The 19,537-nt window shown below is 62.3% G+C and carries 16 protein-coding genes; 4 read left to right on the forward strand and 12 right to left on the reverse strand.

From position 1 onward, the window contains the following. Positions 1-62 precede the first annotated feature (62 nt). The 3 genes from EKN06_RS05515 to EKN06_RS05525 all read right to left on the reverse strand — a co-directional run bounded on the left by EKN06_RS05515 (position 63) and on the right by EKN06_RS05525 (position 4,075). Positions 63-1,097, reverse strand: a complete 1,035-nt coding sequence (locus EKN06_RS05515) for a sodium:calcium antiporter (RefSeq protein ID WP_127611804.1) — start codon at positions 1,095-1,097, stop codon at positions 63-65. A 64-nt stretch (positions 1,098-1,161) separates the two neighbouring features. Then, complete coding sequence (locus tag EKN06_RS05520; protein ID WP_164843938.1) at positions 1,162-3,615, reverse strand: cation-translocating P-type ATPase; 2,454 nt, start codon at positions 3,613-3,615, stop codon at positions 1,162-1,164. Positions 3,616-3,637: 22 nt separating this feature from the next. Further along, positions 3,638-4,075 carry a universal stress protein gene (locus EKN06_RS05525; protein WP_205693809.1) on the reverse strand — a complete coding sequence of 146 codons (438 nt, stop codon included), beginning with the start codon at positions 4,073-4,075 and terminating at the stop codon, positions 3,638-3,640. Between the two features lie 206 nt (positions 4,076-4,281). On the opposite strand from EKN06_RS05525, the gene EKN06_RS05530 reads away from it, so the two are divergent. The 4 genes from EKN06_RS05530 to EKN06_RS05545 all read left to right on the forward strand — a co-directional run bounded on the left by EKN06_RS05530 (position 4,282) and on the right by EKN06_RS05545 (position 9,176). Further along, entirely contained in the window at positions 4,282-4,647 is a 366-nt protein-coding gene (locus tag EKN06_RS05530; RefSeq protein WP_127611807.1) for a PilZ domain-containing protein, read from the forward strand. A 202-nt stretch (positions 4,648-4,849) separates the two neighbouring features. After that, positions 4,850-6,055 carry an acetyltransferase domain-containing protein gene (locus EKN06_RS05535; RefSeq protein WP_127611808.1) on the forward strand — a complete coding sequence of 402 codons (1,206 nt, stop codon included), beginning with the start codon at positions 4,850-4,852 and terminating at the stop codon, positions 6,053-6,055. Between the two features lie 243 nt (positions 6,056-6,298). Then, positions 6,299-7,621 (forward strand): NAD(P)/FAD-dependent oxidoreductase, encoded by a 1,323-nt coding sequence (locus EKN06_RS05540; RefSeq protein WP_127611809.1) that lies wholly within the window; start codon positions 6,299-6,301, stop codon positions 7,619-7,621. A gap of 232 nt (positions 7,622-7,853) precedes the next feature. After that, entirely contained in the window at positions 7,854-9,176 is a 1,323-nt protein-coding gene (locus EKN06_RS05545; RefSeq protein ID WP_127611810.1) for an NAD(P)/FAD-dependent oxidoreductase, read from the forward strand. 63 nt (positions 9,177-9,239) lie between these two features. Here EKN06_RS05545 and EKN06_RS05550 read toward each other — a convergent pair whose 3' ends face one another. The 9 genes from EKN06_RS05550 to EKN06_RS05590 are packed head-to-tail and all read right to left on the reverse strand — an operon-like array spanning position 9,240 to position 19,086. Next, positions 9,240-10,703: an aldehyde dehydrogenase family protein gene (locus EKN06_RS05550; protein WP_127611811.1), complete on the reverse strand. Its 1,464-nt coding sequence runs from the start codon at positions 10,701-10,703 to the stop codon at positions 9,240-9,242. A gap of 57 nt (positions 10,704-10,760) precedes the next feature. Continuing rightward, entirely contained in the window at positions 10,761-11,159 is a 399-nt protein-coding gene (locus EKN06_RS05555; protein WP_127611812.1) for a RidA family protein, read from the reverse strand. Positions 11,160-11,161: 2 nt separating this feature from the next. After that, positions 11,162-12,349 carry an alanine racemase gene (locus tag EKN06_RS05560; protein ID WP_127612018.1) on the reverse strand — a complete coding sequence of 396 codons (1,188 nt, stop codon included), beginning with the start codon at positions 12,347-12,349 and terminating at the stop codon, positions 11,162-11,164. A gap of 7 nt (positions 12,350-12,356) precedes the next feature. After that, positions 12,357-13,202: a GNAT family N-acetyltransferase gene (locus EKN06_RS05565; protein ID WP_240654614.1), complete on the reverse strand. Its 846-nt coding sequence runs from the start codon at positions 13,200-13,202 to the stop codon at positions 12,357-12,359. Next, complete coding sequence (locus EKN06_RS05570) at positions 13,199-15,049, reverse strand: ABC transporter ATP-binding protein (RefSeq protein ID WP_240654615.1); 1,851 nt, start codon at positions 15,047-15,049, stop codon at positions 13,199-13,201. The genes EKN06_RS05565 and EKN06_RS05570 overlap by 4 nt, the downstream gene beginning before the upstream one ends. Beyond that, complete coding sequence (locus tag EKN06_RS05575) at positions 15,046-15,870, reverse strand: ABC transporter permease (RefSeq protein WP_127611814.1); 825 nt, start codon at positions 15,868-15,870, stop codon at positions 15,046-15,048. Before EKN06_RS05575 ends, EKN06_RS05570 begins: the two co-directional genes overlap by 4 nt. Then, positions 15,867-16,847 carry an ABC transporter permease gene (locus tag EKN06_RS05580; protein ID WP_164843940.1) on the reverse strand — a complete coding sequence of 327 codons (981 nt, stop codon included), beginning with the start codon at positions 16,845-16,847 and terminating at the stop codon, positions 15,867-15,869. Before EKN06_RS05580 ends, EKN06_RS05575 begins: the two co-directional genes overlap by 4 nt. Then, a complete protein-coding gene (locus EKN06_RS05585; protein WP_127611816.1) occupies positions 16,847-18,397 on the reverse strand; it encodes an ABC transporter substrate-binding protein in 1,551 nt (516 codons plus the stop codon). The genes EKN06_RS05580 and EKN06_RS05585 overlap by 1 nt, the downstream gene beginning before the upstream one ends. Further along, the gene (locus EKN06_RS05590) at positions 18,394-19,086 is read right to left on the reverse strand and encodes a haloacid dehalogenase type II (RefSeq protein WP_127611817.1); all 693 of its coding nucleotides are present in this window, start codon (positions 19,084-19,086) and stop codon (positions 18,394-18,396) included. Before EKN06_RS05590 ends, EKN06_RS05585 begins: the two co-directional genes overlap by 4 nt. Between the last annotated feature and the right edge of the window lie 451 nt (positions 19,087-19,537).

Genomic DNA, 19,537 nt, shown 5'->3' on the forward strand with positions numbered 1-19,537 from the left:
CGCCGCGCGTTCGTGGCTACGCAGAATAACGGAGTGCGCGTCTGGCAACGGCCCATGCATCGTCAGGGCAGCCGCAGCGTGATCAGGTAGACGGTGCCGACAATGTAAAGCGCGATTGCGGCGATCGAATCCTCGCCCATCCACAGGAACGTGCGGTCGCGACGTTCAATGAGGCCCAGCACGAAAATGCCCGACATCGCCAGCGCGAGCAGCGCGGCGACCGCCTCGAACGTGCCGGCCCGCGCCAAAACCGGATCGCCGCGCGCGACAAGGTCGATGATGAAGATGATGCTCAAGTTGAACAGGTTGGACCCGAACACTTCGCCCACGGCCAGTTCGTAACGCTTGTGCCGCACAGCGCCGACGATGGCGCTCAATTCGGGAAGCGAGGTTGCCGCAGCCGCGAAGGTCAGGCCGACCACACCCACGCCAAGCCCCGAACCGCTGGCGATCCTGTCCGCCGCCGACGCCAATACCACGCCGCCTGTAAGCACGACCGCCGCCAGGCCGCCCAACGCAAGCAGAAGCGGAGTCCAGCCGACGTCTTTCGGCCCGTCGTCGGCCATGATCCCCAGATCGGGGGGATTGAGTACGATCCACATTGGCCGGCGTTCTGACCGGTTCGATATGCCGAGCGAAACGATGCACAGAATCAGAATTCCTGTCGACCACAGCCCCACCGGCCCGTGGACCCCGGCCCCGCCCACCACGATGGCCATCGCGACCGTCGCCAGCAGCAGCATGCCCAGCACGCCTTGGATCAGCGTCACGGGATGCGCGATTACCGATGTCAGCGGCCGCGAACCCAGCGCCATGTCGGCCAGCGCCAGCAGCAGGATATTGAAGCTGGCGCTGCCAAGGATGTTGTTGAGCGCCAGCAGCGGCGCGCCCATTGCGGCGGCGCTGGTGGCGGTGGCCAGTTCGGGCAGCGACGTGATCCCGCCCAGCACCAGCATCCCGGCCAGCCCCTGCCCCAGCCCGGTCTTTTCGCTGAGGATCACGACATGACGGGGCAGCCGGCTTCCGGCCCACCACACGGCTGCGGCCGCAAGAAGAAAGGCAGCAATCGCGCCTGTCAGGGATATGTCGCCGTCCACGTACCGAACCGAGCGGGTGGCGAGGGGAAATCCTATTGGTAACTTTGCGGAAACGCGGTGCGCTTCAAGCTTTGGCAGAGTCCGTCGTGAACAACAGGATCGCTGCGCCCAAGGCGGGTAATATGCCGCAAGCCGTCGCCGCTAGCCAGTCACCGATCGACAACTGATGCATGTGCGTCGCTCGTCCCAGCACCTCGACCTGAGAGAACGCGAAGCCGGCCGCTATCGCGCACATCGCCACCATCCGCCCGGCCACGGTCGCGCCTCGCGTCAGGATCAGCAACATTGTCGCCAGCGCCGTGAAGAGCGCGACGATTGCCATTGCACGGCCATGTTCGGGCCATGTCCCGCCCTCTGCGCCAAGCACGAATACCGTCAGGATCGCGCCCCCGATCGCAGTGCCAGTCACCGCGATGGCCAGCCATTCCAAAGGTGCGAAAAACCGGTTCGTTCGTCCGTCCCGAACGGCCAGCCCGTCGTCTGCCGGTTTCTGGAAGCTGAGGATCGCCGCCGGGTGGATCAAAAGTTCGAGGAGGACGATATGCACCGGCAGATAGAGCAACGGATATCCCAGCAGCGGAATCAGCGCCGCCGTCGCCACCAGCGGAATGTGGACCATTAAAAGGAAGGCGAAGCTCAGCCGCAAGTTGCGGAACAACTGCCGGCCTTCAGCCATCGCGGCGATGATCGTGCTGAAATTGTCGTCCATCAGCACGATCTGGCTGACTTCGCGCGCGCTGCGCGTGCCGCGCAAGCCCATCGCGATGCCGATGTCGGCGGCGCGCAGGGCCGGCGCATCGTTCACGCCGTCGCCGGTGACCGCAACGATGCGTCCGGCATCCTGCAATGCCTTGACCAGCATGACCTTTTGCGCCGGACTGGCGCGAGCGACGATGCCCAGCCGGCGCAGATCGTCCTGTCCCATGCTTTTGAGCGTCTGTTCCAGCCGGTCGCCGGAAACGGGGTCGGGCGCTTCGGTCAATCCGGCCTGACGCGCAATGGCCGCCGCGGTATCGAGATGATCGCCGGTCACCATGACGACCTGGACACCGGCGGCGCGCGCCTGTGCCATGGCTTCGCGAACGCCGGGTCGGATCGGGTCGCTAACCGCGATCAGGCCCGCGAACTTGCACCCCCCATCCGGCTCGGCCATCGGTTCCCGCGCGAAGTCAGTCCAGGCACACGCAATGACCTTTTTCGCTTCGCCCGACAGGTCGCGCACCTTTTCGAGCCAATCGTCATGCGTCGCAGCGTCCATGTCGCATAGCGCCAAAACGGTTTCGGGCGCGCCCTTGACGGCCAGCACGCCAACCTCGCTCGGTCGCATCCAGAACGCGCTTTCCCTTCTGCGGCTCTCGGTAAAGGGAAACAGGCGCAGCCGTATCCATGCAGGATCGACCGGGGGGGCATGGTCGAGAATGGCGACGTCCAGCGGATCGATGCCATCTTGCTGCGCCGCAAGCGAAGCGATCTTCAGCAACCAGTCCAGACCGTCGGCGGTCGCAGGGATGGCATCGCTGAACTTCAGCTGCCCTTCGGTTATTGTGCCGGTCTTGTCGGTGCAGATCGCCGATGTCCGCCCGATGTTTTCCACCGCTACCGCATTGCGAACCAGCGCGCGCCGCTTTGCCAGCCGGTAGACGCCAACGCCAAGGAAGAAGGTCAGGACGACCGGAAATTCCTCCGGTATCGCCGCCACCGCCAGCACCGCCGCGCTGAGGAACGCGTCGGTCCAGCCGAAGCCCTGCCACACCCTGACCGCCGCAAGTATCACGCAAATCACCAGCGCGACGACCAGAAGCCGTTTGACCAGTCCCGCGACGGCGGTCTGCAGCGGCGTCCAGGCCTGAGGCCCATCGACGACGGAACGGACGACTTCGCCATAGATCGTATCGCGGCCCACCATCAGCACCCTGATCCGCGCCGCGCCCGTCAACAGGCGCGTGCCCGCAAAGACCCAGGTCGCCTCCCCCGGTTCGCTTTCCTTGGAACAGGCGCGTTTGATGACCGGAAAGGCCTCTCCGGTCAGCGAAAATTCCTCGGCCTGCAACAAGCCATCGGCCGCCACGACCACGCCGTCTGCGGGAAAAGTCTCCCCCGCCGCGATTACGGCCAGATCGCCGGCCACCACGTCTTTGGCTGGAATCCTGCGCGCTGCGCCGTCGCGGATCACCATCGCTTCTGACGCAAGCGCGCTGCTCAACCCTTCGATGGAGGCCTGCGTGCGGCGATGGAGATAGAAATCCATCCCCAGCAGCGGCACGATCGCGACCAGCAGCACCCCCGCGTCGAAAATCTGTCCGAAAAGGGCGAGGATAGCGCTCGTCATCAGCAGGAACCACAACATCGGGTCCCGGGCAGTGTCCCTTGCTATCGCGGCCCCCGAACGCTGCCGCTGTTCGGCGATCAGATTGTTGCCGAACCGCACCCGCATGGCGCTGGCCCCGATTTCGGGCAGCCCTTCGTCTGGCATCATGCGGAGCAGGTATGCCCGGTCTGCGGGAATGTCGCGTTTCATGCTCGCAGGTTCGGGCGCGCTTTCATTCCCGGACCACCAGCACCGATTGCGACGCATGGCGCACGACTCGCGAGGCATGGGCGCCGATCAACCAGTCGCGCATCGCCGGACGATGTGAGGAAAGCACGATCAGGTCCGCTTCGACCTGCCCAGCCAGGGTCAGGATACCGCCGCCGATGCTGCCCGTCCCCACCATCGTTTCGAACGGCAAGTCCTGAATGAGATCGTCGCCGAGCGAAGACAGGCGTGCCTTGGCCGTGGAGACCAGCTTGCGATAGCCGATGGCCGACCACTGCACCTGTCGCGTCGCGACGGAATCTTCCACCACGGTCGCAAGCGTCAGTCGCGCCGCAAAGCATCGCGCCAATGCACAGGCGGCAGGAACCGCCTTGGACCAGGAACTTGGCTCGTCAAGGTCGATCGGCACAAGGATGCTGGAATACATCTGTCGTCCTTCCACGACCGGCAGCGGCGACCGGTCGAACGACGGGTCCAATTCGTTCTTCGCAGGGGGAATGCGTCCATGCCTATTGGGGATTATCCATAGCCGACCCGGATCGAGCGGAATCATATCGCAAACGGTAATTTTAGGCTGCGCCTGCGAACGCGATCTTAACTTTGTCCGGCGTAAGACAGGGGACGCGAACACAAAGGCCCTGCTAACAAATGACGCGCCGCGATAACGAACGTCTGGATTCGGATCGACTGGTCGACTGCCGCATGGACGGACGGTCGTTCAAGGCCGTGCTGTACAACGTGTCGGTTACCGGTTGCATGATTGAAATGGAATTCAATCAGGTCGGAGAAGGCGATCGTCTGTTCCTGAAGGCGGAGGGCAATATCCGGTTGAGCGGACTTGTCGTCTGGCAAAACGAACGAAACGCCGGGGTCCGGTTCGACGATCCGCTGCACGAAGCCGTCGTGCGTTTCCTCGGCTACGATCCCGTTCGCTCAGCGCTGGAGCCTCCCACCGACAGGTTCGGCCGCCTGCTGCCCAAGCTGCCGCGGTCCGATCCGGCCTATAACAAGTAGGGACGGAGCAGCGGTCTGTGGATCGCTCCTGCGCGGCAAGGGATGCAGTCGCCGTCCATGACATTTGCTACAGAACAATTATTCGCCGAAGCTTCGATCATCGGCATAAACGGCCAAATCCACAGGCAACTCGCCATCTGTGACTGAATAATGCGTTCAGGATCCCACATGATAATGTAGAGTCTGAGGATAGGTCGAACATATGGCTAGCAGCATATCGATCCCGGTGGAATCTGTCGGCAACGCAGGCACTTACAAGGCGCATGCCAAAGTTGCCGCCCGTCTTGTCTGCATAGACGCGCTGCGCGGTTTCGTCATGGTCCTCATGCTGCTGGATCACTTGCGAGAGACCTGGTTCGTCAATTACATGGTGACCGACCCGATCGATGCGACCACCATCCTTCCCGCCATCGGCTTCGCCCGCTTTGCGGTGAGCTTTTGTGCCCCGATCTTTGTCGCTCTGACGGGTATCGGTGTCTATCTCTACAGCATCAATCATACGGTTGAGGAAACCACATCCTATCTGCTGAAGCGTGGTTTCCTGCTGATCGCCATCGAGTTACTGTTTCTATCGCCGCTTTATTGGGGGATTGTGCCGCAACCGACGTTCTGGCTTCAGGTGATCTGGTGCATCGGCCTTTGCATGATTGCGCTGGCCGTGTTGATGCGCCTGCCGCGCCCGGCCCTGATCGCTTTGGGCCTCGTCCTCGTCTGCTTCCACAACCTGCTCGATCCTGTCCGGCTGACGCCCGACGATGCGCTATTCCCGCTATGGGCGATATTGCACCAGCGCGACGTGATCGCACTGCCGTTCGGTTTCGTCGCCAAGACGACTTATCCTATCCTTCCCTGGCTTGGTGTCATTTCGCTTGGTTTCGGGATCGGCAACTGGTTCCGCCCCGAAATTGCGCCCGAAACCCGACAGCGCTGGTTGCTCATGCTCGGTTTCGGAATGATCGCCGCGTTCATCGTCCTGCGTCTGCTCAACGTCTATGGCGACAAGCCGTGGGTCATGGTCGAAGGCAGCCCGCTTCGCACCGTCATCAGCTTCATCTCGATGACCAAGTACCCGCCGTCGCTGCTCTTCCTTTTGCCGACGCTTGGCGGCGGCGCACTTTTGCTCGTGCTGTTCGAGAGGATACAGACGTCACGCCTGACCGACGCCTTGGCGGTTTTCGGGGGCGCGCCGTTCTTCTTCTATCTGCTTCATCTGTCGGTCCTTCGCATTCTCTATCACAGCGCACTCGCGATCTGGGGGCCGAACGATGGGCAGGCCTATATGTTCGACAATTACAACTGGGTGCTTGTCTGGTTCATCGCGATGATCGTCCCGCTTTACCTGCCGACGGCCTGGTATTCGCGGCTGAAGCGTCGCCGCCGTGACATCAAGTGGCTGAAGTATTTCTGACCTGCGTGCGAATGGCTGACCGGCGCGAGGATGAACCCCGCTCCACTAACCAAGATGCAGCAGATTCAGCCGTCGCCGAACGCCATGCGCCAAGTCACGGCCTGCCTCGATCTTTGGCTTGAAAACGATCGAGCGCGCTGCAAAATCGACTGAAATCGGGACGTCTTCGACATAATATTTTGAGCGTTGGGTGCCATCACCTGTCGGTCGAAGCCATCTTTTCGCGGTTTGGGGCCTACATCAATGTCACCTTTCGTCGAACGCATCGCCAGCGATGAACACCTGCCGCGATCTGCCGACGTCGTCATCGTCGGCGGCGGGATCGTCGGGGTCACCGCCGCATATTTCCTAGCGAAACAAGGCGTCTCGGTTGCCCTGATCGAAAAGGGCCACATCGCCTGCGAACAATCCAGCCGCAACTGGGGCTGGTGCCGCCAGCAAAATCGCGATCCGCGCGAATTGCCGCTTTCGTCGGTGGCGATGCGACTTTGGGACGGTTTCGCGGCGGATTTGAACCGCGATGTCGGATTTCGCAGGTGCGGCCTGTTCTACGCTACGGACAACGAAGAAGTTCTGGCCCAATGGGCTGAATGGCACCCGTTCGGCCTCGCCAACGGCGTCGAAACGAAGATGCTCAGCGCGGCCGAGATCGCCGAACGCATTCCGGCGACCCAGCGCAAATGGATCGGCGGCGTTTCTTCCCCCAATGACGGCAAGGCCGAACCAGCCATCGCCGCCCCGGTAATCGCCGAAGAGGCGCGGCGGCTGGGCGCGACGATCCATCAGGGATGCGCTGCCCGCAGCCTCGATATTGCGAATGGCCGCATCGTCGGGGTGCACACCGAAAAAGGGCTGATCAAGGCCGATGCCGTCCTGTGCGCCGCCGGTGCCTGGGCTGCTCGCTTCCTGCGCCCCCACGGGATAAGCTTTCCGCAAGCCGGGGTTCGGCAAACCGCGTTGCGCACCAAGCCCACGGTCGATGTCGGCAGCTGCCTCTATTCACCCGATTTCGCAATGACACGCCGCCTTGACGGCAGTTACACGTTGGCGATCAGCGGCAAGGCGACGATCGACATCACGCCGCAAGGGCTTCGCTATGCACGCGAATTCCTGCCCCAATTCGCGCGCAGGCTCAAAAACGTCAGGCTTGCCGTTGGCCGATCGTTCATTTCCGGCCCGGAATCGCTATCGGCATGGCTGACCAACAACGACCGCATTTTCGAAAATAACCGCGTGCTCGATCCCGAACCTCAGCAATGGCTGGTGCGCAAGATACTGGCAGGGGTTCGCAGCACTTTTCCCGAACTGGCCGATATCGAGGTCGACAGCGTCTGGGGCGCATTGGTCGATTGTTCTCCTGATGCCGTGCCCGTCATTTCCAAGGTCGAGCAGGTCGACGGTCTCGTGCTGGCCGCTGGCTGTTCAGGCCATGGCTTCGGCATGGGGCCGGGCATCGGATTGCTGGCCGCGCAATTGCTGCGCAACGACGACCCTTGTGTCGATCCGACGCCGTATCGCCTGTCGCGGCTTGTGGACGGTTCGAAACTGGTCATCGGCGGGCTCTGAGCAAAGTTCCTGTGACCGGCTGACGCTCGCCTCCCATTCATTCAGCACTTGAGCCGGCTTATATGAGCGGATCGGTTTACGGCGGCGCCACGCGGCAGCGCATCTGCTGCATTTGACCGTCAATTTGGAACAATCTGTCGGCTAGGAAATGCCATAGGTATGGGGCGGCGCGCGCGTTTCACCGCGACTGCTGGTCATTTCGACAAATCGTATCAGAACCCGAGGCAGATCCATGTCCCCATTCATTGAACGCATCGCCAGCAACGACGCCCTGCCCGACGCTGTCGATGTGGTCATCGTGGGTGGCGGGATCGTCGGCACTGCCGCAGCCTACTTCCTGTCCAAGCAAGGGCATTCGGTCGCCCTATTGGAAAAGGGCTATGTCGGCTGCGAACAGTCCAGCCGGACCTGGGGCTGGTGCCGGCAACAGAACCGCGATCCGCGTGAGATGCCCCTGACGATCCTGTCGATGAACCTGTGGGACGGACTGGCGAGCGAAATCGGGCGCGATCTTGGGTTTCGTCGCACCGGTCTCGAATATGCGACCGATGACGAGAAAGTGCTGGCCCAGTGGGAGTCCTGGCTGCCCACGGCGAAGGAGTTCGGCGTCAATACGCGGATGCTGACAGGTGCCGAAGCAGCGCAGCGCATTCCCGAAAGCCGCCGCAAATGGAAGGGCGGCCTGCACAGCGTCGACGATGGCAAGGCCGAACCTTCTCTGGCCGTGCCGGTCCTTGCCGAGGGAGCACGCGCCAACGGCGCCACGATCCATCAGGGTTGTGCCGCCCGCGCGCTGGACGTTACCAACGGGCGCATTACCGGCGTCCATACCGAGGCAGGGACCATTCGTACGAGCGCGGTCCTGTGTGCGGCAGGGGCGTGGGCCTCGCGCTTTTTGCGACCACACGGCATCAATTTTCCCCAGGCAGCCGTGCGCCAGACCGTATTGCGCACAAAGCCGACCGCCAATGTCGGCGAAGTTCTCTACTGTCCCGATTTCGCCATGACACGCCGGCTTGACGGCAGCTACACCGCCGCGATCAGCGGTCGGGCAACGCTCGAGCTGACGGCGCAGGGCATCCGCTATGCGCGCGAATTCATGCCGCAATTCATCCAGCGCCTGAAGGCTGTCCAGATGAGCATCGGCAAATCGATGTTCTCAGGACCGGAATCGCTGGGAGCGCTACTGACCAACGACGACAAGTTGTTCGAAAAGAACCGCGTACTGGACCCGGCGCCGTTGCAGCGGCTCGTGAACCAGATCATCGAAAACGTGCGCGGCACCTACCGCGAACTGGCTGACGTCGAGATCGATTCTACGTGGGGAGCATTCGTGGACTGCACGCCGGATGCCGTGCCGGTCATTTCCGGCATCGACGCGATCGAGGGGCTTTATCTCGCTGCGGGTTGTTCGGGCCATGGTTTCGGAACGGGCCCGGGCATCGGGTTCCTGGCGTCGCAGTTGATCCGCAACGAAACCCCCAGCGTCGATCCCGCACACTTCCACCTGTCACGCCTGACCGACGGGTCAAAGATAAAGGTCGGACCGATCTGACGGGACACTGACGCCTAGGGGACGGACAGGGGGCGGGCACATCGGCTGCCCGCCCCCTGCCCTTCAGGAAGGCTCGCCGTAGCCGACGATCGCCTTGATCTCGAGAAACTCTTCCATTCCGAAAACGCCGTATTCTCGCCCAATGCCGGACTGCTTGTAGCCACCGAAAGGCGCCTGCGGGTCCCACGCGGGATAATTGAGATGCACTTGCCCGGCGCGGATCCGGCGCGCCACGGCGCGGACCTGCGCCATATCCGTACCCTGCACATGGGCGCCGAGCCCGTAGACCGTATCGTTGGCGATTTCGACCGCCTCGTCGATGGTATCGTACGGAATGATGACAAGCACCGGCCCGAAGATCTCCTCCTGCGCGATGGCCATGTCCGACCGCACTTCGGAAAACACGGTCGGCTTGGCGAAGTAACCGGCCGTCATGCCCTCGGGCCGCCCCGGGCCGCCACAGATCAGCTTCGCCCCTTCGGCCATGCCCACCGCAATCATGCGTTGTACGCGGTCGTACTGCGCCTTGTTCGCTATGGGGCCGTGGGTGGTGGATTCCGCGAACGGATCTCCGACCACGAATTCCCCCACCGTGGCCGCTGCGATTTGTTCCACTTCGTGCAGCTTTTCGCGCGGGACGATCATCCGTGTCGGTGCGCTGCATGACTGACCGTCATTGCGCATGCACGATCCGATACCGGGCGCGATCGCGCGATTGAGGTCTGCATCGGGAAGGACGATATTCGGCGACTTTCCGCCCAGTTCCAACGCAACCCGTTTCACCGTTTCCGCCGCAGCCTGAGAAACCAGAACGCCCGCGCGCGTGGAGCCCGTGAGCGAGATCATGTCGATGTCCGGATGGCGCGACAGGGCCTCGCCCACTTCCGGTCCGGTTCCGTTCACGACGTTGAAGACGCCAGCCGGGAATCCGGCATCTTCGACAGCTTGCGCAAAAAGCAACGCGCTGAGCGGGGAAAGCTCGCTCGGCTTGAGCACGGTCGTACATCCCGCTGCAAGCGCCGGCGCAACCTTGGCCGTGATCTGGTAAAGCGGCCAGTTCCACGGCGTTATCAGGCCACACACCCCGATCGGCTCACGAACGATCGCGGTGCTTCCCTGCATTTCAAGAAACCGATACGTTTGCAGGTTTTCCGCAGCAACGCGAATGTGTTCGGCCGCGAAAGGCACTTGCGAGCTTCTGGCGAAGCTGATCGCCGCACCCATTTCCAGCGAGATCGCCGCCGCAAACAGCTCTGAACGCTGCAGAATAAGCTCGCGCAACGCCAAGAGGTATCTCGCACGTTCCCCCGGCTCGGAAGCGGCCCAGGCAGGAAATGCGGCACGGGCAGCCGCCACCGCCGCATCGACGTCGGAACTGTTGCCAAGGACAATCTCCGCCACCGGACGTTCGGTGGCGGGATCGATGACCATCGCCGTTTCGGAACCGAGGGGCGAGCGCCATTCTCCGTCGACGAACATGCGGCGCAACAGGGCCGCATCACGAAGGTGGCCAACGGGATCTGTCATTGCATTTGTCCTGAAACTGGCATGAGGCTTGGTGCCATATCGACTTGACGCGTCTATTTACAGATCGTCATCCCGACAGTCGGCAATCGCCTCGATTTCGATCAGATAACCATAGTGCAGTTCGGGAACCGGCACGACGACGCGGGCGGGCTTTGCTGCGCCCATTGCCTCGGCGTAGATCGCGTTGAAGCGGGGCCAGTTCTCGACCCCAACGACATAGGCGATCGCCTTGATCACGTCTTCCGGACCAAGCCCGGCTGCGGCCAGCACGCGCAGGACATTGTCCATCGCGGCGCGCACCTGCTCCTCGAACGGGAGATCGGCGGTATGCGTGCCGTCGGGCCGCACGCCCAGCTGGCCCGAGACATAGACGATGCCTCCGTGGCGGACGCCCGCGCTGTAATGTCCGGCCGGGGCCGCACTGTCCGGCACGACGATCGGTTCGATCCTTGCCATGATTACCAACCTCTCATCCGCGGCCAGTAGGCCGTTATTTCCGGCCTGCCATCGGCGATGACGTTATACCCTGCATGCTGTGCGCCAGTGGCACAGGCATGGTTCGGCAGAATGCGCAAGCGAGTACCAATCGGCAGGTCGGGGAGAGTGGCGGAGCTTCCTTTGCGCAGTGCAAGGATGCCATGCTCCTGACTTGCCTGATCGACAATCAGGTCGGGATAGGGCTTGCCGTCTATATCGCAGACGAGGCCATAACCCTGATCCACCGCCTGGTTGCTGGTCCCGCGATCGCGCGACATCGCCATCCATCCGGCATCGACCAGGATCCAGCCTTTCTCCGGCTTCGTCCCGATCACCGTTGTCAGCACCGAGATAGCCAGGTCATCAATCTGGCAGACGCCGATCCCGTGCATGACGAGATCGAAAAAGATGAACACCCCTGCCCGGACTTCCGTCACGCCGGTAAGGTCCCGCGCGAAATGGGCGGTTGGCGTAGATCCGACGCTGACGATGGGACAATCGAAACCGGCGCGGCGCAGTGCGTCCGCCGCATCGACCGCCGCCGCCCGCTCTTCCTCGGCCGCCTTGGCCAATGCTTCGGGATCGTGGAGGCTGTAGGATTCGCCCGCATGGGTCAGCACCCCGGCAAGCGGCACACCCGCATCCTGCATGGCTTGCGCCACGGCGATCAGCTTGGGATCGTCAGGGGTGATGCCGCCGCGATGGCCATCGCAATCGACCTCGATGAAAGCTGCGGGGCAGGATCCCGCTGCCTTGCCAGCGGCGCCCAGTGCCGCCGCCTGTTCCGCAGTGTCGATCGTCAATTTCAGATCGACGCCGCCAGCGTGGATCTGCGCCGCGCGTGCGGCCTTGTTCGGATCGAGACCGACCGCATAAGTGATATCGGTAAAGCCGCCCTCACGCGCGAAATATTCCGCTTCGGCAAGGGTCGAGACAGTGATCGGTCCCGGACCGTCGGGAAATATCCGCCGCGCTGCATCGACGGACTTCGCGGTCTTGAGATGGGGACGCAAGGTCACGTTATGTTTCGCGAGCAGCCCTTTAAGCCGTGCGATGTTGCGATCCATCCGGTCGCGATCGAGGATCAAGGCGGGGGTCGACAAAGTCTGCAACGTCATCATGGTCGTATCTGACGCATCCCCAGGAGCGCTCAACAGGGTATCGTTCATCATCTTCCTATCCGAGAGAATTGCTGCAAAGGGCAAAGATGCACGCTTGCGAGGAAATCCGGGGCAAGCTTCCGCGCACCATCGCTTCTTCGGAACCGACCCGAACCAGTCCGCCCGCTTCCAGCCATTCGCCGAGGCCCGAACGGGCCGATGTGTTGACCCTCACGAACCGGCCGGCAAGACCCGCCATGGCATGTGCAATCAGGGCGGCGGCCTCTTCGAAATTCGGTGCGATCACAGGGCCGATCACATGGCCACGCCCGAATTCCCGGCACACCGCATAGCCCCTGACGCCACCGTCCTCACCGCGCAGAACACTGGCCCTGCCAACTTTGGCCAATGCGTCGAGCAGCCGGGCGCGCGGCATGCCTGCGGCACTTTTGTCCAGCTTTGTCATGGCGGGCCAATCGGTGTCGGTCGCCGGCTCCAACCGGTACGCACGGTCCGGGGCGGTGAGCGGTCCGGCGATGCCTTGGTGCTGATTGGTGACATCAAAACCTTCGAAGCCGCGACGGCGGTACAGCTCCAGCCCATCAAGCGTCGCATTCAGGATGACCGAACGGTCGCCGGCACCCGCCAGGAGCCCGTCGACGATCCGCGATCCCAGCCGCTGTCCGCGGTAGGCGCCATCGACGATGATCATGCCGACAGTCGCGAAATCGGGACCATAGTTCCAGCGCATCCCGGTGCCGATCAATCTGCCGTCATGGCGCAGTGCCAACCCCTCGCCCAAGGCATGGGCAAAGGCCCAGTCCGCGAGCCGGTATGGCCAGTTGAGCGCCATCGAAAGACCATGCGCATCCTCGAGGTCATCGACCCCCAGCGCGGAAATCTGAATCTCTGAAGTCGTCACGACATCACCGTGGTTCTGCCTTGAACGCCGTGCCCCGAAGGCCTTAGTTCGCCCCAATCCCGGTGACACAGGATCGATTGCCCGTCCCGCTCGCGCCGGGGTGGCCATTCGGTGTCGCAGGCGCCGACGATGGCCTGCGAGCAGCGCGGCAGGAACGGGCACAGCGCAGGCGAAATCGCATCGCGCGCGATCGCCGGGGCGTCCGCTGCGCTGCGCCGCGCAAGCCAGCCGGTATCCATCTCTGGGACGGAATCGACCAGCAGCCGGGTATAGGGATGATGCAACCCTTCGCTAAAGCGCGCCCGACTGACGAGTTCGACGACGCTACCGGCGTAAAGCACCAGCAGATCGTCGCAAAAGGCGTGGGCGTTCGAAATGTCGTGGCTGATGAAGATCGTTGCGATGCCGAGATTGCGGCGCAGATCGTCGATCAGATCGAGGATCGCGGCGGCGACCACGGTGTCGAGCGCTGAGGTCACTTCGTCACATATCAGCACGTCGGGCTCGGCGGCGAGCGCGCGGGCCAGATTGACCCGCTGCTTCTGACCGCCCGAAAGTTCGCTGCTGCGCCGCGCAAGCACATCGGTCGGCAACTGGATAAGGTCGAGCAGTTCTGCCACTCGTGCGTCCGCCGCCGGTCCCTTCAACCCGTGATAGAACGCCAGCGGCCGGGCCAAAATCTCTCGGACGGTCTGGGCCGGGTTGAGCGCGGTGTCGGCGTGCTGGAACACGATTTGGACGCGACGCAGCTGTTCGCGGCTGCGCCGAGCCATGGCGCGCGGCAGGACTTCGTCACCAAGCATGACATCGCCCTGTGCCGCGGGCAGCAGGCCAGCGATGACGCGAGCGAGTGTCGACTTGCCCGAACCGGATTCGCCGATCACGCCCAAGGCGGCGCCGCGCCGGATCGAAAAGCTGACGTCGCGCAGCACCGGTTTTGCCGGCATCCCGTCGCGGATGCGCCCATATCCGGCAGTGATCGAGGATACCGTCAGCACGTTGTCGGGGGCGGCCTGGGCATCGGGCCGGGCCTCGGGCTGGGCGGCGGCCATCAGGCTGCGCGTATATTCGCTCGCCGGCGCGTTCAGGATCTGCTCGACCGATCCTTCCTCGCACATGGTGCCGTCCTTAAGCACGGCAATGCGATCGGCGACTTGCGCGACGACGGCAAGATCGTGGCTGACGTAGATCGCAGTTGCACCGCTCTGCTTCATTGCCAGCTTTATGGTCTTCAGCACTTCGACTTGCGTGGTCACGTCGAGCGCGGTGGTCGGCTCGTCGAGGATCACCAGTTCCGGTTCCGTAATCAGGGCCATGGCTACCATGACGCGCTGTAACTGACCGCCCGAAACTTGGTGCGGATAGCGTGAGCCAATGGTTTCGGGCGAAGGCAGCGCCAGCGATGCGAACAGCTCCACCGCGCGCGCCTCTGCCGTTTTCCGATCGGCAAGCCGATGCACCAGCAAGGGTTCGATGACCTGCGAGAGGATCGTACGCGACGGGTTGAAGCCCGAAGCCGCGCTTTGGGCGATATAGGAAACACGTCGGCCACGCACTCGCGTCAGTTCCGAACGGCTCATCTTGTCGATGCGCATGTCGCCAACACGGATGACATCGGCCGCAATGTCGGCGCCAAAGCGTGAATAACCCATCAAGGCCAGTGCGATGGTGGTCTTGCCCGAACCGGATTCACCGATCAGCGCCAGTACTTCGCCCCGCGGTATGGCGAACGAAATGTCCCTGACAATGGGGATGCGGTTGCCGCTCGCCTCATGCACAGCGATGTCGAGGCCGCGCACCTCTACAGCGATTTCTTTGGCCGCGATGTCCCTGCCCGCCACGCTCACGATCTTGCCCCCGGCTTCAGGGCGTCGATCAGCAGGTTCGCTCCCACCGTCAGCGTCGCGATGGCGATGGCGGGCACGATGATCGCCGAAGCCCCTTCGGACAGGCCGGAAATATTCTCTCGTACCAGCGAACCGAGGTCGGCCAACGGCGGCTGCACGCCAAGCCCGAGGAAGCTGAGGCCCGAAAGCAGCAGCACAACGAAAACGAAGCGCAGTCCCATGTCGGCCATCAGCGGATGGATCATGTTGGGCAGAATCTCGCGCCAGGCGATGTAGGCCGTACCCTCGCCCCGCGCACGAGCCACCTGCACGAAATCGAGCGAGATCAGGTTCACCGCCAAGGCGCGCGCGATACGGAAATTACCCGGCACGTAGATCACCGCCATGATCACCAGCAGCAGCACAAGCGACGATCCGAACGCTGCCACCAGAACAAGCGCGAAAATCTTGGACGGGATCGACGTCAGTGTGTCCATCGAACGGGAAAGAACCTCGTCGATCCAACCGCCACGGATCGCGGCCACAAGCGCCAGCGAGGTGCCAGTCACCACCGCGAGCATCGCCGCGCCGAGCGCAAGGAAAACGGTATAGCGCGCACCCCACAGCAACCGGCTCAAAACGTCGCGGCCCAGATAGTCGGTGCCGAGCCAAAGCTCGCGCGACATCCCGGAAAAGACGCTTTCGTCGACGAACGCGCCGGGCGAATGCGGTGCGATGACCGGCCCGAGCGCAGCGATCAAAAGCCAGAGGATCACCAGGGCAAGGCCGATCCGGCCTGATGCCGGCAAGGTCCGTAGGGCTGCAAAAATCCTGCCGGTCATGCCCGCAGCCTCGGGTTTGCAAGAATGGCAATAACGTCGGCCACTAGCATCATGGCTAGATAAACTCCGCAGAAGATCATCGCGCAGGACTGCAACAGGGGCATGTCGCGGCTCGTCACCGCGTTCACCATCAGGCTGGCCAGGCCGGGATAATTGAAGATCGTCTCCACGATCAGTGCCCCGCCCATCAGGTACGACAGTGACAGCGCCATCGCGTTCACCACCGGTCCGATGGCATTGGGCATGACGTGAAACAGCACGATCCGGCGAAACGGAACGCCCTTCAATCGGGCCATTTCCACGTATGGCCGTTCGAGTTGATCGACAACGGCGGCGCGGGTCATCCGCGCCATCTGCGCCACCACGACAAACGTCAGCGACAGCACCGGCAGGGCAAGCGAACGCAGCGTCTCGGTCCAGCTCGCTTCGTCCGGAGCGAGCGAGATCGAGGGCAACCACAGCAATTTGACCGAGAAGATGAGGACACCCAGCGTGGCAACGAGGAATTCGGGCGTAGCAACCAACGACAGGGTGACGATGTTCAGCACCCGGTCGATCTTGCCGCCGCGATTGATCGCGCTGACAATGCCGATGACCAGAGCCAGGATGACGGATATGACCGCGGTTATCCCCGCCAGGACCAACGTATTTGGCAGCCGCTGAGCGATAATGTCGCGCACCGGCATATTGGCGACGTAGGATACGCCGGGATCGCCGGTAACGATCGATGTCAGCCAGTCGAAGTAACGCACCGGCGCCGACCGATCGAGACCCATCTCGTGGCGCAGCGCGGCGATCTGTTCGGGTGTGGCACTTTGACCCAGCAGTTCCTGCGCCGCGTCACCGGGCAGCAATCCGCTGATCGTGAACACCACTGCGGACACCAGAAACAGGGTCAGCAAGGACGACGCGAAACGGTAAAGAATCAGCGGCGCAATACGAAGCCAGGCGGGGCGAGAGTTCTCCGATCGAGCCATCACGCGTCGTCCCACCAAACATATTCGCCGAAACGGTAACCCATGAAAGCGCCCAGCGGGATTGGTCGCAGGCCCTTGATTCGGCTGTCATAGCCGTCGATCAGGCTGATGAAGACCGGGATCGCGATGCCGCATTTGTCATGCACGATCTGCTGCATTTCGCCGTAGATTTCGGCCCGCAGCGCCTCATCTGCTACGCCCCGCGCTTCGACCAGCAGGCGATCGAAGCGTTCGTTCTTCCACCCGCTCTCGTTCCAGTTTGCCTTGGAATCGAAAAACAGGCTGAAGATGAGATCCGCCGTCGGACGAGGGTTACAATTACCGAAAGACAGTGGATGTCGCATCCAGTGAGTCGAATAGTAGCCGTCGGCCGGCATCCGATTGACGGCAAAGTTCAATCCGATGCGGGAGCCATATTCCTGCATGATCGACGCCATGTCCACCGACCCTTCAGCCGCCGTGGAACAATAAAGCGGCAGACGAACGCCGGTCAGGCCAGAGCGCTGGATATGCCAACGGGCCTTGTCGAGATCGAGCACGGTTTGCGGCACTTCCGGATTGTAATAGGGCTGGAACGGCGCAATGGGCTGATCGTTGGCGATCGTGCCAAAATTGCGAAAAACCGCTCGATTGATCAGCGGCCGGTCGATCATCAGCTTGACCGCCTGAACGAAATCGGGGTTACCGGTCGGCAATGCGTCCTGGCGCATGACCAGATTGGTATAAAGCGACGAAGGCGTCACCATCGCCCGGTAATCGGGGCTGGCCTCCACCCGGCGAACGGAGCGCGGATTCATCGCATTGATCATCTGCACATCGCCCGAGAGCAAGGCGTTTACGCGGCTTACCTCGTCGGGAATCGCGATCAGTTCGATGCGATCCAGTTTTGGACTGTCGGGGATCCAGTATTCGTCATTGCGCGACAGTTCGGTGCGAACGCCCGGCCTGAAATCCACAAGGCGGAACGGCCCGGTGCCATTGCCGTCGGGTCGCGTTTGCCCTGCCTTGACGATCAGCATATGCGGCGTGGCCAGCAGGGTCGCCAAGTCGGCATTCGGCGCAATCAGGCGCACGACGACACCGTAACGGCCATCGCTGCGCACGTCGGCAAACTGTTCCGCCAAAGTCGACATCTTGGAACCTACAGAGGGATCCTTGTGCCGCAAAAGCGAAAACACGACGTCCTTGGCTGTCAGTTCACTGCCGTCGTGAAACAGAATGCCGCGCTTCAGCTCGATCTGCCAGGTGATCAGGTCGGCGCTTTCGAACGCGCTGGCCAACGAGAGCTCAGCCTTCAACGACCCGTCTTCGATGCAGGTGAGGCCGTTGTAGAGCATGAAGTGACGGATGTAATCGAGCGCCGTCCCGCCCTTGCCTGGATCAAGCGTATCGGAGGTTGACGCCGAATGCGTCGCAATTCGGATCATGCCGCCACGCTTCGGACGAGAAGTATCGCGCCCGCCGCAAGCGCCAAGGGCCAGCAGGCCGGTCCCGGCCAGACCGGCGCCAATTACGCTGCGCCGGGTAATATTGGGATCGAATGCCGTCACAGTCCGACCACAGCGGGGAGGCAGCCGATGTGCGGAATTTCAATGTCTCGGTAATTCGCATTCGACGGCTCATGCCCACGCCCGACAAAGACGCGGCAGCCAAAGCCGAGGTCGGTGGCGGTGTTCTGATCGTAACGGAAGCTCGACGAGACGTGCATCATCACTTCCGGACCGCAACCGAGCTGATCGAACATGTATTCGAACGCTTTCATGCGCGGCTTGTAGGCCTGTGCGCTCTCTGCCGTGTAGACCCGGTGGAAAGGTGCGCCGAGCATGGCGACGTTCCGGTCGATCTGCTCGTTCATTGCATTCGACAGGATCACCAGCGGAATCTTGTCGCCGATCTTTGACAGTCCGCCCGGCACATCGGCATGCGGCCCCCAAGTGGGCACCGCCTCGTACACGGCATCGCCATCGGCTTCGCGATATTCGACCCCCATCGCTTTCGAAGTCCGGCGCACGGCATTGCGCAATACTTCGCGGTATGGCTTCCATGCGTCGAGCGTTTCGTCAAATCGATAGGCCGAGAAGAGACGGCACATCTCATCCATCGCTTCTGGCGCGAGCCGGTCGGAGAAAAACTCCCGCGCCATTTCCGACATGCGAAAACGGATGAGCGTCCCGTAGCAATCGAAGCTGATGTACTGGGGCCGGAAATCTGGGGTAAATTTCACACTGTCGACAGTCATTTCGCAAGGTTCCTCTTGCCTAGCCGCTGCGCCAAGCAGTTCCGGGACACATATGGCCACTCCTGCCGCGCTACATGTGTCCGATTTTCTCACGCAGGACGCAGCGGTTGCGGAATTGCCCATTCTGCGCGGCATGTCGTGCCGACAAGGTGCGGTCGTTTCAAGGCAATCGCGTCGAGGCCGATTTGCGCCCCCAATACTTACGGCGACAGGGTTGCTGACCCAGTGATCAGGCGTAGCTGGACCTCGACGATCCCTGGTACTTTACCCAAAATGCAAATCCGACAACAGCATGATCGCGAGCGAATATCGGGCCCTGTCAGCCGTTACTGCGGGATTTCATTGATCGCTGACGTCGACGCGCTCTTGGACCGAACCCGCACACAGGATGAGAAAAACGATCGGGAAGTCGCGTGCCCAGCATCCTGCCTATGACGGCCCGGCACAAATC

Source organism: Croceicoccus ponticola (assembly GCF_004004515.1).
Lineage (GTDB): Bacteria > Pseudomonadota > Alphaproteobacteria > Sphingomonadales > Sphingomonadaceae > Croceicoccus > Croceicoccus ponticola.

Excerpts from the sequence above, each read along its gene's own strand:
- EKN06_RS05520 (WP_164843938.1), bottom strand. The coding sequence starts at position 3,615 with ATGAAACGCGACATTCCCGCAGACCGGGCATACCTGCTCCGCATGATG.
- EKN06_RS05530 (WP_127611807.1), top strand. The coding sequence starts at position 4,282 with ATGACGCGCCGCGATAACGAACGTCTGGATTCGGATCGACTGGTCGAC.
- EKN06_RS05535 (WP_127611808.1), top strand. The coding sequence starts at position 4,850 with ATGGCTAGCAGCATATCGATCCCGGTGGAATCTGTCGGCAACGCAGGC.
- EKN06_RS05540 (WP_127611809.1), top strand. The coding sequence starts at position 6,299 with ATGTCACCTTTCGTCGAACGCATCGCCAGCGATGAACACCTGCCGCGA.
- EKN06_RS05545 (WP_127611810.1), top strand. The coding sequence starts at position 7,854 with ATGTCCCCATTCATTGAACGCATCGCCAGCAACGACGCCCTGCCCGAC.
- EKN06_RS05550 (WP_127611811.1), bottom strand. The coding sequence starts at position 10,703 with ATGACAGATCCCGTTGGCCACCTTCGTGATGCGGCCCTGTTGCGCCGC.
- EKN06_RS05555 (WP_127611812.1), bottom strand. The coding sequence starts at position 11,159 with ATGGCAAGGATCGAACCGATCGTCGTGCCGGACAGTGCGGCCCCGGCC.
- EKN06_RS05560 (WP_127612018.1), bottom strand. The coding sequence starts at position 12,349 with ATGAACGATACCCTGTTGAGCGCTCCTGGGGATGCGTCAGATACGACC.
- EKN06_RS05575 (WP_127611814.1), bottom strand. The coding sequence starts at position 15,870 with ATGACCGGCAGGATTTTTGCAGCCCTACGGACCTTGCCGGCATCAGGC.
- EKN06_RS05580 (WP_164843940.1), bottom strand. The coding sequence starts at position 16,847 with ATGGCTCGATCGGAGAACTCTCGCCCCGCCTGGCTTCGTATTGCGCCG.
- EKN06_RS05590 (WP_127611817.1), bottom strand. The coding sequence starts at position 19,086 with ATGACTGTCGACAGTGTGAAATTTACCCCAGATTTCCGGCCCCAGTAC.